Below are 12549 nucleotides of genomic sequence, written 5' to 3'. Positions count from 1 at the left end.
TGAGCAGCTCGCCGAGTGGTCTGGGGTTCGCACGCTATGTGAGATCGGTGACGGCTCGGCGACTTTGGGTGACCTGGTAGAGCGGGTGGAGCCGTCGTTCCTGAACTCTATTGCGGTGATCGACGGTGATCGGGTCATCGATTATGGCGAGCTCACTGCCCGGACGAATGTGCTTGCGCGGGAGTTGATCGGGCTAGGTGTTGGCCCTGAGATGCCGGTGGCGGTTTCGGTGCCGCGCTCGGTGGAGATGGTGATTGCTGCGCATGCGGTGGTTGCTGCGGGTGGTCATTTCGTGCCGGTGGGGGTGGATGCTCCTGCTGAGCGGGTTCGGTACATCCTCGAGGTCACTGGTGCTGATGTGTTGGTGGTGTCGGCGCATGCGCGTGAAGCTGCCGATCGTGTCGATCTTGGGGCTGTACGGGTGGTGGAGGTGGATGCGTCGGCGGTGCTGGTCGGTGATGGTTCGACCATCACCGATGCCGACCGTACTGCGCCCCTGCTTCCGGATCATCCGATGTACACCATCTTCACCTCGGGGTCGACGGGTACGCCGAAGGGTGTGACGGTGTCGCGTCGGACGGTGATGGCGATGTTGCGGGCCGATCAGGAGCAGTACGGGTTCTCTTCGGCCGATGTGGTTTTGGCGGTGTTGGATTTCACATTCGATCCGTCGGTGCTGGATTTGTTCCGCCCGGTGTTGTGCGGTGGCTCGGTGGTGTTGGCAGGTCCGGGTGAGCAGCGTGATCCGTGGGCGTTGCGGGATTATGTGGTCCGGCATGGTGTGACGTCGGTGATGATGGTGCCGTCGATGTTGTCGTTGGTGCTCAGTGAGTTGTCGGCTGAGGATCTGCGGGCGATGAGCACGTTGCGGACCATTCAGGTCGGTGGGGAGGCGTTGCCGCCGGCGCTTGCTGATGAGGTGTATAGGGTGTGGCCGCACGTCAACCTGCAGAACCAGTACGGGCCGACCGAGACGATCATCTACTCGACGATTGCCGAGGTGGGTTCGGGAGTGCCGACAGTGCCGATCGGTGTGCCGACCCCGCATACGGTTGCGCAGGTTCTGGATTCGCGGTTGCGTCCGGTGCCGATGGGGGTGTCCGGTGAGTTGTACTTGGGTGGCGGGCAGATGGCCCGTGGGTACATCGGTCGCCCGGGGCTCACGGCGGAGCGGTTTGTCGCTGATCCGTTCGGCAAGCCGGGCGCACGCTTGTATCGTACCGGCGATGTCGTGCGTTGGCGTGCCGATGGGCAGTTGGAATATCTGGGGCGTGTGGATTTCCAGGTGAAGTTGCGTGGTCAGCGCATTGAACTCGGAGAGATCGAGTCGGTTATCGCCTCGGCTCCTGGGGTTCACGAGGTGGCCGTCACGGTGGTCGATACTCCTGCGGGTTCGCAGAATCTGGTCGCGTATGTGACCGGCGACGACGAAGTTACCCACGGTGTGCTGCGTGCGTATGCCGCCGAGCATTTGCTGCCGTTCATGCGGCCGTCGGTGTGGGTTGTGCTCGACGATATGCCGGTCAACGCGGCGGGCAAGGTGGATCGGAAGGCTTTGCCGGCGCCGGTGTTCGATGCGATGGAGTATGTCGCTCCTGAGTCTGAGGCCGAGCAGTCAGTGGCTGCGGTGTTTGTTGATCTGTTGGGTGTTGAGCGGGTCAGTGTGGTCGAGTCGTTCTTCGATCTGGGTGGTAATTCGTTGTCGGCGGCACGTCTCGCCGCGCGCGTGTCTGCGGTGTTGGGTGTGCAGGTGTCGGTGCGAGACATCTTCGATGCGCCGTCTGTACGTGAGTTGGTGATTGCCGCTGCTGATGCTGCTCCTGCGATGCCACCGGTTACTGCGGTTTCACCGCGTCCGGAGCGTGTTCCGTTGTCGTTTGCGCAGCAGCGGATGTGGTTTATCAACCAGTTGGAGCCGGAGGCACCGACTTACAACATGCCAATTGGGGTGCGTCTGAAGGGGTCTTTGGATGTGCCCGCTCTTCGATCTGCGGTGGCCGACGTGGTCGAACGTCACGAGATCCTGCGCACGACATTCCCGTCGGTGGATGGTGAGCCCTTCCAGCTGGTCCACTCCGCGGATTCGTCTGTGGCCGAGCCCGATTGGGCCGTGGTCTCTGATGAGGGCGAGTTGGTGGCAGCTGCGGGGACCGGATTCGACGTGGCCGCGGCGCCACCCTTCCGCGTGCGGTTGATGAAGGTGTCCGACACCGAGCACGTGCTGCTGGCCGTGCTGCATCACCTGGTCGGCGACGGTGAGTCGATGCGTCCGTTGATCGGTGACATCGTCGGTGCTTATCTGGCTAGGACAGCTGGCGTGGACCCCGGGTTCGATCCGCTCGAGGTGCAGTTTGCCGACTACGCGTTGTGGCAGCGTGAGGTGTTGGGTTCGCCGGATGATCCTGCGTCAGTGGTCGGGCGGCAGTTGGAGTACTGGCAGCGGCAGTTGGCCGGTGCGCCGGATGTATTGGAGTTGCCGCTCGATCGGCCGCGCCCGACGGTCGCGTCGCATCATGGGGCTGTGGTCTCGGTACCGCTGCCGCCCGAGCTGGGTGTGCGTCTGGACGCGCTTGCCCGCGAGCGAGGTGTGACTCGGTTTATGGTGGTCCATGCAGCGTTGGCGGTGTTGTTGTCGCGGCTGTCGGGGACTGATGACATTTCGATCGCTACGCCGATCGCGGGCCGTGGGCAGCAGGTCCTCGAGCCGTTGGTGGGTATGTTCGTCAACACACTTGTGCTGAGGACACCGGTCCGTTCGCGTGATCGTTTCGTTGACTTCTTGGATAAAGTTCGTGGGGTCGATCTCGAGGCGTTCACTCATGCTGATGTGCCTTTTGAGGCGGTTGTCGAGCGTGTTCGGCCGGTGCGTTCTCAGGCATTTGCACCGTTGGCTCAGGTCACGTTGTCGGTTCCGGAACAGGATGGGGCTCGTTCTGGCGATGGTGCGTTGGTGGTGGGTGGGCTGGAGGTTGAGTCCCTTCATCCTCCGGTTGTGCCTGCGCATAATGATCTATCGATTACCTTGGCCAGCGGGGGTGTCGGTGAGGGTGAGGTGGGTGTCACCTACGCCGTGGACCTGTTCGATGAGTCGACAGTGCATGACTTGGCAGAGCGATTCGTCAGAGCCCTGACGGCTGTGACCGAAGATCCGGCGCGCAGGGTCGGCGAGATTCCGATTATGACTGTCGATGAACTTCCGCGGTTGCGGGAGTGGTCCCGTGGCTGGGAGGGCGGATCTGTCCCGGAGACGCTCGGCGAGCCGTGGCGTGAGACCGGGCAGCAGAGTGTCGGCGCTGTATTGAGTTCGAGTACCGATCAAGAGGTGCGACCTGGCGCCGCTTCTGGGCTGGGTGATTCTTACGACCGGCCGGCGATCATTTCGGGCGGTGAGTTCGTCAGTCGTGGGGAGTTCGATTTCCGTGTGGCTGCGTTGGCTCACGAGTTGATCGACTTGGGGGTCGGGCCGGAGGTTGCTGTCGGCATCCAGATGGCGCGGTCGGTCGAACAGGTGGTGGCCATTCATGCCGTGGTTCAAGCGGGCGGGCACTTCGTACCTTTGGACAGGCAGTTGCCAGTCGATCGTCTGCGGTATATGGCTCAGACGGCACAGGTTCGGCTGGTCTTGGTGACCGCTGGTCAGGAGGTGGAGGCTCGTTCTCGGTTCGACGGGCTCGCCGAGGTCCATGTGGTAGGCGAGCCGCACCCGAATGAGGCCGGTATCGTCGACGGTGTTGAGTCGGTGGCTTCTGTTCGGGGTGAGAATGCTGCGTTCACGTTGTTCACCTCGGGATCGACGGGACAGCCGAAGGCAGTGGTCATCACTCATAGGGGTGTTGCGAACCGACTGTATGCGGACATTGACCAGTACGATCTGACCGCGCGCGACGTATTCCTCTACAAGGCGCCGATCACCTTCGATGTCGCGGTCCGCGAGATCTTCTTGCCGATCAAGATCGGTGCGACGATGGTCATCGCCGACGAGGGCCGGCATGGTGACCCGGGGCATCTGGCGGACCTGATCAGCCGTTATGAGGTGACCGTCGTGCACTTCGTGCCAGCGATGCTGGCGGTGTTCAACGAGGTGCTCGGTCCCCAGGTCACGGACTTGACGTCGTTGCGTCTGCTACAGACCGGTGGTGAGGCACTTACGGCTCCGACAGCTCGTGAATTGATGTACCAACTCCCAGGTGTGCGTGTACGGAACCAGTATGGTCCGGCCGAGACCTCGATTGACGTGACGTGTTATCGGGTAGGTATCGATGACCGGGTGATACCGCTCGGAACTCCGACTCGGAATGTCAACGCGTATGTGCTCGATGAGAATCTGAACGAGGTACCGGTTGGTGTTCCGGGCGAGTTGTATGTGGGTGGTGTGCAGCTTGCCCGTGGTTACGCTTCGCGTGCTGATCTGACTGCAGAGCGTTTTGTGGCGGATCCGTTCGGTGGGCCGGGTGCGCGGTTGTATCGGACCGGTGACCGGGCCCGCTGGAATCGGGACGGGCATTTGGAGTATTTGGGTCGTACCGATTTCCAGGTGAAGTTGCGTGGTCAGCGCCTGGAGTTGGGTGAGGTGGAGTCGGCGGTTTCGGGTGCGCCGGGTGTGGTGCATGCGGCGGCTCGGGTGGTGTCTGGTCCGGCTGGTGATCAGCTGGTCGGGTATGTCGCTCCTGCTTCTGTGGATGTGGATGTGGTGCGGGCGTCGGTGGCGGGATCGTTGCCGGAGTACATGCGTCCGTCGGTGTGGGTGGTGTTGGAGGAGATGCCGCTCAATAGTGCGGGCAAGGTGGATCGGCGGTCGTTGCCGGATCCCGAGCTCGGTGTGGCCGAGTATGTGGCGCCTGGGTCTGAGACCGAAGAGGTTGTGGCTGGGGTGTTTGCTGATCTGTTGGGTGTTGAGCGGGTCAGTGTGGTCGAGTCGTTCTTTGATTTGGGCGGCAATTCGCTGCTGGCGGTACAGGTGGTCGCTCGGGTGCGTCAGCGTGGACTACCGTGCGAACTCAAATGGCTGTTCAGCGATCCCACCATCCGTGAACTCGGCCGTCGCATAGACGGCGATGGCGAACTGCGGAATGACGTCCTCATCACGCTGCGTGCCGACGGGGCCCGTCTGCCAATTTTCTGCGTTCACCCGGCAGGCGGTCTCGCGTGGTTCTACGGCGCATTGGCCCAGTACCTTGCGGATCGTCCCATCTATGGTTTGCAGGACCCCCACGTTGTCAACGGTGAGCCCAGTGCAACTGATGTCGACGAACTCGCCGAGCGCTACGTCAATGAGATCCGTCGAGTGCAGCCAAACGGGCCGTACCATATCCTCGGTTGGTCGATCGGTGGAACTATCGCCTTTGCGATGGCGACGCGTCTCCAAGCTGACGGTGAACAGGTGGCCTATCTCGGTGTGATGGACAGCATGCTTCTAACCACGGGAGGTGCGCCGCTAGCTGCGCGCGGTCTCGAGGAGGATGGCCAGCGAGCTGGGATCACTGACCATGCGGCAGACCTCCTCGGTGGTTGGCGTGATCTATTCGACCTAGATGAAGCGATCACCGCCGAAACCTCAGAGGAAGTAGCTTCCATCGTACGGTCCCAGATCGCGAAGATAGGCTTGCTGGAGGAAGACGTCGTTGACCGAGTAATGGACAGTTTCGAGGCTGCCCCCCGGCTATCGATGCAGTTCCAGCCGCAACCGTTCCACGGAAGGGTTCAGGTGTTTACCGCGACAAGTGACAAGGAGGACCCGACTGTTGTCGCGGAGAGCTGGCGCGCCCACGTATCAGGAGGTGTGGAGAATGTTGACGTTGCTACGCATCACTTGGGAATGGCCGATTCTGCTGCCATGGCGGTGATTGGTCCGAGAATTGAGCAAGCGCTTTCCGAAACCGAAGATCCCGGCCACGGGAATGCTGACAAGACATTTCAATCAGGCACCGTGCAGACGTGAACTCATGCAAGGCAACAGAAAGTAGGAGTAACTATGACCAACCCTTTTGACGACGAGAACGGCCGCTTCTATGTCCTCGTCAACGACGAGAACCAGCACTCGCTGTGGCCGACGTTCGCCGATGTTCCGGCAGGATGGACGAAGGTGTTCGGCGAGGACAGTCGCGAGGCCTGCCTCAAGTACGTCGAGGAGAACTGGACCGACCTGCGGCCGAAGAGCCTCATCGAAGCAATGGAGGCCGATGCTGCCGACAAGAGCGGGAGCTGAGCGTCCGGCGTCGTCAGACCTCGGTCACGTCGCTGCCTGCCCGTTCGTCTGATCGGGCAGGCACAAGTCGGTGAGGCCAGGAGTTGTTGTCAGTTCCGGGTGGTCTGTATCAACGGGGCGACACGGCTGATCCATACTGCGTACTGGTGATCCCAAATTGCGTGTGGGCGGCAGGCGACGTCGCTATGAGTGTGTGAGACAACCATCGTCATCGAGGAGGCGCCGTGCGACTCAGCCTGGTAGTCCCTGTGTACAACGAGGTCGACACCATAACGGCATGCCTCGAACACATTGCTCGGCAGGTCCGCCCGTTCGATGAAGTGATCATCGTGGACAACAATTGCACTGATGGCACGATGGACGTGGTGCGGACATTTGCCGACAGAATCCCGCTCAGGATTCTCGTGGAGCCCGTACCAGGTGTGGCGGCCGCCCGGCGTACCGGATTCAATGCCGCCGTGGGTGACATAATCGGACGTATCGATGCGGACACCCGGCTCGACCCGCAGTGGGCTGGCCGTGCGGTCCGGTTCTTTAATAGTGATCCGGATGCCGACGCGGTGTACGGGGGCGTGTACTTCTACGACACTCCGTTGGACAGTGCATTGCGAAAGCTGGTTCGCAAGGAGGCGGGGCAGGCTCTGAGATCGGGCAGCGTTGCCGGCGATACGCTCCAAGGGTCGAACATGGCGATCCGACGCGAGATGTGGCGCAGTGCAGAGCCTCTCCTACTCGATCAGCCCGGAACCCACGAGGATCTCGACCTGTATTGCGCTGTCGTCAAATCCGGTGGCGTCGTGCGAAGGTACGCGGCCTTAACCGTTGCTCAGTCCGCTCGTCGGCTGGCCGAGCCGGTCCGTGCCAACATCGCGTATGCACGTGCGGCAATCCGTACTCATGAACTGCATGGTGATGAGCCCGGAGCAAGACGGTTGCGGCGGGCATTTCCGATGAACGTCGTGCTTCTCGGAATCTCGCGCATGCTGTTGGTGCCATTTGATCCCGAAACCCGTCAGTGGCGTCCGTTCCGTGACCGTCGGCAGGGTCGCATCTCGCCGATAGAAGGATCCAGGTCGGGCTGAGGACCGCCTTTTCACTCCGAGGCGGAGCCATGCCCTTGGGACGATGTATTCGCATGGTTCACGCAGTGACGTACACATGATGTCTACCCGGATCGCCGAGTATGTAATCAACCCGAATATCGGGATGGTCGCAAGCAAATAACAATCGGCCTTTTCGAAAGCTTGCCTCGCCGGCAACATTGGCCCCAGTAGTAGTGTGGAGCCACACTCCTGAAGCAACTGGGCTTGTGGGATGTACCACAGGTGCTCGAGCAGTAGTCCTCTTTTTAGCCGAGGTGGGGCACACTATGTTATGGCGCGACGGATCCACGTCAGGGGAGGCGAGGACGTCGCGACGACGCCACTACGGCGGGGGGGAAGGTAGATAGTCATGTACGACGATCTCTTGCACGACATCTTGGATCGTGGCGCGATCACTCCGAGGCTGACTGCGGTTCGCCTGGGCGAGAAGGCACTCAGCTACGGAGAGCTCGCGGGTCGGATCGACGAGTACGACAACGTGTGCTCGCTGCACGGTCTGTCACACAATTCGGCGTTCTACGCGGCGTTGATGAACTGTGTGCCCACTTTGAACGACATCAAATCGATCGAGGACCGGATGCGGGTCATCGGTGAGGTCGAGGCCTGGCTCGGACGACGTCTGGGCGACAGCCACGGTACCCGCAGTCACCTGCGCGCGGTCAGCTAGTAGCCGCCGCCGGTCCACACTGTCGCGAGACCCGCTTGGCCTATGCCGGGCGGGTCTCGTGGCATATCCAGGCGCTGCCGGTTGGCTTCCTGTCTCCTGAGGCCACGCTGTTGCCGTTTCCGGGTACCGCCGATGCCCGGATCGGGAGTTGGGAATCGGGACGCACCGATGCGCGATGGGAGTGCGAACCTGGTCAGAGCAGGCCGGCGAGCAGGAGCACGAACGCCAGGATCGGTCCGCCGACCATCACGCCACCGACACCGCAGATGATCCCGGTGACGGCACGACCGGTGCCTTTCGTGCTTGCCGGCGCGTTGGTCACCTGTCGGATGCCCACCACACCCGCGACGATCGCGATCGTGCCGAGAAAAGCGCCCAGGCCGAGGGCGAGTGTCAGCGGTAGCGACAGCAGGCCGCAGGTGAGGGCGAGCGATGCAGCTGGTGCGACCGTCCGCTGCGACGGCGGCGCGACATAGGGCATCGGTTTCCAGACACGTCGTGCCGGAAGAGACGTGAAGACGGCAGCGGCACCGGTGCGCGGCCACGGTTGAGCGGACCGCAACTCTTCGGGCCGCAATTGTCCAGGCAGCAATTGTTCGGGCCGGGACGTAGCCCCGACATCCCAGAAGTCGCCGACCGGCGGGAGAGGGGCGTGCTGCTCCGACAGGGGGCGACGTAGCGGCCGCGGCGCCACGGTCTGTGGTCGGGTGCCAGGACGTGCCGCCGGCGTCGTGCCGCCGACGACGGGCTCCGCAGCAAGTACCTCGTCGAGATCGTTGACCGCCGGCCATCGCTGGTACCGCTCGGTGTCGGCCGGTGGGAACGGTTGGGTCGAATTGTCGACGCCCACTGCACCTCCTCGTCCGCCGGCCACCTGCGCAGGCCGTACCTGCGCGAGTGTACCGACGACCGGCGGGTGCAGTGGGCGTCGAGAAGTCAGATGGCCGCGGTTGGCGTCAGTTGCCGCGGGCCATGCTCGAGAGCTGGGTGACGGCGTCGGCGCTGAGCTTCCAGCCGTCGGCGTCGACGTAGGTGAGCTGGACGTCGACCGGCGCGGGAGCGTGCGGGCTCTTCACCGCGACGGTCGCGACGGCCTTGTCGCCGTCCTTCTTCACCTCTTTGACGGTGTAGATGTCCGGGGTGTAGCCGAAGCCGTTGGAGGCCTTGGCGTACTCGATGATCGCCGTCTTGGTCGCCGGGTTCGAGGTGTCGACGACGGAATCGATCTCGTCGGCCGGCGTGTTCGCGTCGACGGCCTTGCGCAGGATCTCCTGAGCCTTCTCGGTGCTCAGGCCGGTGACCTCGTCGACGGCGTCCTCGACAGCCGTGGAGACCGCGGTTGCGGCCGACTCGACTGCGGTGGGCACCTTGCTGGCGGCCGAGTCGACGGTGTCGGAGCTGTCCGAGCAGCCGGTGACGACGAACAGTGCAGCGCCGGCCAGGGTGACGGCGGCGATGGACTTCCGGATCTTCATTGATTCCCCTTCACACGACACCTCCGCGAACAACTTCGCGGGAGTACTAAGCCAACACTAACCTAACCGTGTCGGCGGATTTGTCGGGACCTCGATCCGTATTCGTCTCAGGCGCGTCCCGGGGAGTTCTGTCTCGGATGCAGCCGGGAATGAGGCAACGCGGGCGCGGGCAGGTGCTGGATGGGGCCCTGATACCCGACGACCTGGCCGAATCGGTCGCTGTGGGCCATCCATTCCTCGCGGAACCGGACGATCTCCTCGTGTGAGCGGCCGATGAAGTTCCACCACATCACGATGTCCTCGTCGAGCGGGGTCCCACCGAGCAGCAGGATGCGAGCGGGTTCGGCGCCGACGCCGCGCAGCGAGAGGCGTGACGCTCCGAGGCCGACGTAACCGAGTTCGGTGCGCCGGAGCGGAGGGGCGTCGGAGTCGCAGACCTCGATCGTGCCGGAGTCGACGAGAATGCCGTGCTCGAACGCGGGATCGACGTCGAGCTCGACACGGGCGCCCGGCTCGAAGTCGATCTGGGCGCCGAGCAGCGGCAGGAAGGTGCGCACGGGGGAGCGCGTGCCCGCCAGTTCACCGAGGAACACCTTGAGCCGGACCCCGTCGAGGACGACGTCGTCGGGCTTGTGGTGCGCGAAGTCGCGCGGTGCGTCCGCCGCCTCGGCGGGCAGCGCGATCCACAGTTGCACTCCGTGCAGGACGGTCGTCTCGGGCGTGGACACCTCGGTGTGGGCGATGCCGTGGCCGGCGGTCATCAGGTTGAGCTCGCCCGGCCGGACCATCGCGTGATTGCCCATCGTGTCGCGGTGCTCGATCTCTCCGGTGAACAACCAGCTGGCTGTCTGCAGCCCGGTGTGCGGGTGGGGTGGAACGTCCATGCCTCCGGTCTGCGACACGTCGTCGGGACCGTAGTGGTCGACGAAGCACCACGACCCGATGAGCGATCTCGACCGCTGGGGGAGCGTTCGGTGGACGGTCATCGCGCGCGGGCCGCCCAGCGGGACGTCGCGGGCGGTGAGCACCTCCACGTGCAGTGGGCCGCTGCCGGAGGTTGCGGCGTCGGCGTCACCACGACAGTCGAGTTCGGCCGGGTCCGTCTCGAGGTTGCTCATGGGGTCATTGTGCTCCGCGCGTGGGCGCGGCGTGCCGACTCCGGGGATGGGCTCAGATGACGATCGGGTCCTCGAAGCGCATGGTGATCTTGTCCACCGAACTGGACATCAGGGCACGGCGACCCAGGCGCAACGAGCGCAGTTCGTCGGCGATGGGATGGTCCCCGAGGGTGAGGGTCGCTCCGCCTATGCGCGTGCGCGTGCCGCTCACCGAGGTGAGTCGCCACGGAGTCATGCGGGTGACGCCGTCGAGCTGCGAGTACGCGTTCAGCACCGTGTCGGCGGTGGTGTCGGGGACCTTGAGACCGGCCTTCAGGCGCAGGTCGGCGATGAGGCGGCCGTCGGCCTCGACCCGGCCGTGACGGCCCGCTGATGTGTGGTCGACATCGAAGTCGGCGAGGGTCTTCGGGAACCCCCATATCCCGCGGCCGGCGGCGAGCGTGAACTCGCCGTCGACGGGCAGTCGGTGCACGAGCGCTCGGGCGTCGCCTTTGACGAGTGAGGCCAGCGCCGACAGCGGCGAGGTCGGCGGCTGCGACGGGTCCTCGACCAGGAAACACACCCCGAACTCGTTGTAGGGGCCGAGGTCGCCGTCGATGTAGTCGACGAAGACGATCATGCACATCGATCGCCCGGGACGTATCCGTAGGGGGCGTAGTGTTCCGGGACGGGTCGACTCGCTGTCGATGGCGCGCTGGACCGCGGCGGTGTCGGCCGTGAACCCGGCGACGAAGCATCGTGCGTGCCGAATCTCCACCGGCATGGTCACCGTCGTGCCCAGGACGTCGTGCGTCGAAGGTGCGCTCATCGTTTCACCTCGTGGCTCGCTGCGGCGGTAGGGTCGCCGCCATGAATTAGAACGTGTTCCAGTTTGGCACGTGGGCTGCGGCTCGAGGGCGAAAACTCATCATGTCCCCCCATGTCGAGGACCGATGCTGCGACAAAACGAGACCAGTTGTCGCAGGTGAGGCATCTGACTGAGAACGTTGTCGGAATCGTTCGATAGGTTCGCCGAGTACAGAGGAGTACGAAGCTGTCTAATTGCTCAGAGGCCGGCATCGGCCGCCCGGGCAAGGAAGGGGGACGTCGTCGATGACCGACGCGGGGTCCGGGAGCGAACGCGTCATACGCGTCGGCATGGTGGACGACCACCGCTCGCCGATCTGGGGTATCGAGCGCGTTCTCGACACCGTCGACGACATCTCTCTGGTCTGTTCCGCTTCCACGGTCGCGGGCGTCCTCGCCGGCATGCCGCTCGACGTGGTGCTGCTCGACCTTCGACTCGACGACGGGACCACGCCTCGCGAGAACGTCAACGCCCTCGCCGACGCCGGGGTGGCCACCGTCGTCTACACCTCGGGTGAACACCCCGCCTTGCTCCGGTCGGCGGCGAGGGCCGGCGCGCTCGGCGTCGTGCTCAAGTCGGCGGACGAATCGGTCATCATCGACGCGATCCGAGCCGCGGCCGAGGGGCGGGCGGTCTTGACGACGGAGTGGGCGGCCGCCATCGACGGCGACCCCGAACTCGCCGCCGTCGACCTGTCTCCCCAGCTCCAGAAGGTCCTGGCCCTGTACGCGTCGGGCGAGACCTCGGCGCGGGTCGGCGCCGCTCTGGGGGTGTCGGCCGAGACGGTCAACGAGTATCTGAAGCGGATTCGGCAGAAGTACGCCGACGCCGGACGGCCCACCCGGACAAAGGTGGACCTGTTCAAGCGGGCGGTAGAGGACGGGTGGCTTCCGGTCCCCCAGCGGCACCGGGTCCGCAAGCCAGGGGATCGGCCGGACTGATCTGGGTGGTCTCGGTCGGTCGACGGGAGGGTGCGGAATCAGTGACGGGGGGACGCGAGCGTGAGTGAATCAGTCGACGAGCGATCCGAGCACGACGGAAGTCCCCCTTTCTGGGTCTACCGTCCAACGGACCTGAGTTCTAGTTTGGGATCAACGGGAATGATGCGTGGAGCGTGCGTGGTCGGGAGTGCAG

9 protein-coding genes are annotated in these 12549 nt (G+C 63.9%); 5 read left to right on the top strand and 4 right to left on the bottom strand.

Going from position 1 to position 12549, the window contains the following annotated elements; all coding sequences use genetic code 11:
• Positions 1-85: 85 nt before the first annotated feature.
• From GP2_RS17765 to GP2_RS17750, 4 genes are all read left to right on the top strand, one after another.
• The gene (locus tag GP2_RS17765) at positions 86-5938 is read left to right on the top strand and encodes a non-ribosomal peptide synthetase (RefSeq protein ID WP_217997249.1); all 5853 of its coding nucleotides are present in this window, start codon (positions 86-88) and stop codon (positions 5936-5938) included.
• 33 nt (positions 5939-5971) lie between these two features.
• Positions 5972-6205, top strand: a complete 234-nt coding sequence (locus GP2_RS17760; RefSeq protein WP_006901948.1) for an MbtH family protein — start codon at positions 5972-5974, stop codon at positions 6203-6205.
• 224 nt (positions 6206-6429) lie between these two features.
• The gene (locus tag GP2_RS17755; RefSeq protein WP_006901947.1) at positions 6430-7287 is read left to right on the top strand and encodes a glycosyltransferase family 2 protein; all 858 of its coding nucleotides are present in this window, start codon (positions 6430-6432) and stop codon (positions 7285-7287) included.
• 370 nt (positions 7288-7657) lie between these two features.
• The gene (locus GP2_RS17750; protein ID WP_006901946.1) at positions 7658-7975 is read left to right on the top strand and encodes a hypothetical protein; all 318 of its coding nucleotides are present in this window, start codon (positions 7658-7660) and stop codon (positions 7973-7975) included.
• A 193-nt stretch (positions 7976-8168) separates the two neighbouring features.
• Here the strand turns inward: GP2_RS17750 and GP2_RS22295 are convergent, their stop codons facing one another.
• The 4 genes from GP2_RS22295 to GP2_RS17730 all read right to left on the bottom strand — a co-directional run bounded on the left by GP2_RS22295 (position 8169) and on the right by GP2_RS17730 (position 11376).
• Positions 8169-8456: a hypothetical protein gene (locus tag GP2_RS22295; RefSeq protein ID WP_255218659.1), complete on the bottom strand. Its 288-nt coding sequence runs from the start codon at positions 8454-8456 to the stop codon at positions 8169-8171.
• A gap of 475 nt (positions 8457-8931) precedes the next feature.
• On the bottom strand, positions 8932-9450 hold the full coding sequence (locus tag GP2_RS17740) for an MTB12 C-terminal domain-containing protein (RefSeq protein WP_006901944.1): 519 nt from the start codon (positions 9448-9450) through the stop codon (positions 8932-8934).
• Positions 9451-9557: 107 nt separating this feature from the next.
• Positions 9558-10568 carry a pirin family protein gene (locus tag GP2_RS17735; RefSeq protein WP_006901943.1) on the bottom strand — a complete coding sequence of 337 codons (1011 nt, stop codon included), beginning with the start codon at positions 10566-10568 and terminating at the stop codon, positions 9558-9560.
• Positions 10569-10620: 52 nt separating this feature from the next.
• Positions 10621-11376 (bottom strand): acetoacetate decarboxylase family protein, encoded by a 756-nt coding sequence (locus tag GP2_RS17730; RefSeq protein ID WP_006901942.1) that lies wholly within the window; start codon positions 11374-11376, stop codon positions 10621-10623.
• A gap of 284 nt (positions 11377-11660) precedes the next feature.
• Between GP2_RS17730 and GP2_RS17725 the strand changes: the two genes are divergently transcribed.
• The gene (locus tag GP2_RS17725) at positions 11661-12356 is read left to right on the top strand and encodes a helix-turn-helix transcriptional regulator (protein ID WP_006901941.1); all 696 of its coding nucleotides are present in this window, start codon (positions 11661-11663) and stop codon (positions 12354-12356) included.
• Positions 12357-12549 lie beyond the last annotated feature (193 nt).

This window comes from Gordonia paraffinivorans NBRC 108238 (genome assembly GCF_000344155.1).
Taxonomy (GTDB): domain Bacteria; phylum Actinomycetota; class Actinomycetes; order Mycobacteriales; family Mycobacteriaceae; genus Gordonia; species Gordonia paraffinivorans.
This window is presented reverse-complemented; position numbering and strand designations above follow the sequence as displayed.

Excerpts from the sequence above, each read along its gene's own strand:
- GP2_RS17735 (WP_006901943.1), bottom strand. The coding sequence starts at position 10,568 with ATGAGCAACCTCGAGACGGACCCGGCCGAACTCGACTGTCGTGGTGAC.
- GP2_RS17730 (WP_006901942.1), bottom strand. The coding sequence starts at position 11,376 with ATGAGCGCACCTTCGACGCACGACGTCCTGGGCACGACGGTGACCATG.
- GP2_RS22295 (WP_255218659.1), bottom strand. The coding sequence starts at position 8,456 with ATGCCCTATGTCGCGCCGCCGTCGCAGCGGACGGTCGCACCAGCTGCA.
- GP2_RS17725 (WP_006901941.1), top strand. The coding sequence starts at position 11,661 with ATGACCGACGCGGGGTCCGGGAGCGAACGCGTCATACGCGTCGGCATG.
- GP2_RS17760 (WP_006901948.1), top strand. The coding sequence starts at position 5,972 with ATGACCAACCCTTTTGACGACGAGAACGGCCGCTTCTATGTCCTCGTC.
- GP2_RS17740 (WP_006901944.1), bottom strand. The coding sequence starts at position 9,450 with ATGAAGATCCGGAAGTCCATCGCCGCCGTCACCCTGGCCGGCGCTGCA.
- GP2_RS17750 (WP_006901946.1), top strand. The coding sequence starts at position 7,658 with ATGTACGACGATCTCTTGCACGACATCTTGGATCGTGGCGCGATCACT.